Source organism: Pseudomonas sp. PDM09, from assembly GCF_014852305.1.
Taxonomy (GTDB): Bacteria; Pseudomonadota; Gammaproteobacteria; order Pseudomonadales; family Pseudomonadaceae; genus Aquipseudomonas.
Window position 1 is genome coordinate 1 of sequence record NZ_JACVBI010000027.1, and the last position, 487, is coordinate 487.

1 protein-coding gene is annotated in these 487 nt (G+C 49.7%); it reads right to left on the minus strand.

The window, feature by feature from the left end; genetic code table 11:
* On the minus strand, positions 1 to 470 hold a 470-nt coding region (locus tag IB250_RS28515; RefSeq protein ID WP_192347024.1), incomplete at its 3' end, for an AraC family transcriptional regulator ligand-binding domain-containing protein.
* Between the last annotated feature and the right edge of the window lie 17 nt (positions 471 to 487).

Genomic DNA, 487 nt, shown 5'->3' on the forward strand with positions numbered 1-487 from the left:
TTTACAAGCCAGCATGACAGGCCATGTACCAAGATAAACCAGGTGCCGTAAGCAAACAGTCGTCGCAATATCCCCTGATCCTGCAGGACGATAAACGCTTGGTCTTCCTTGACGTATAGCTCGCCATGAATGTCATCGAGTACCAACCGCAAGAACGAGAGCATCCGAGGTAAAGCCTGTCCCAAGGTTGAGCAATCGAGTAGCGCGTGACACATCAGTTTGAAGCTGCCTCGACGCATTGGATGACTATCAATGCCAAAAAACTCGTCATCCAGCAGGTCTGCCAGTTCCACCCACAGACGAGCAAAAGAAACAGCTGAAATTCTAGCTCTTGGGGCATCAAGCAATTGAGGGTCAATGTCCGCATTTGCTAGCGCAAGGGCCAGATCCATGCCTCGTTGCTTAGCGCTATATAGAGCTTCATGCACCAGTGAGATTGACGTTGTTCCTTTGTCCAGGATGTTCGTCATAAGTTCTCCGTGGATGT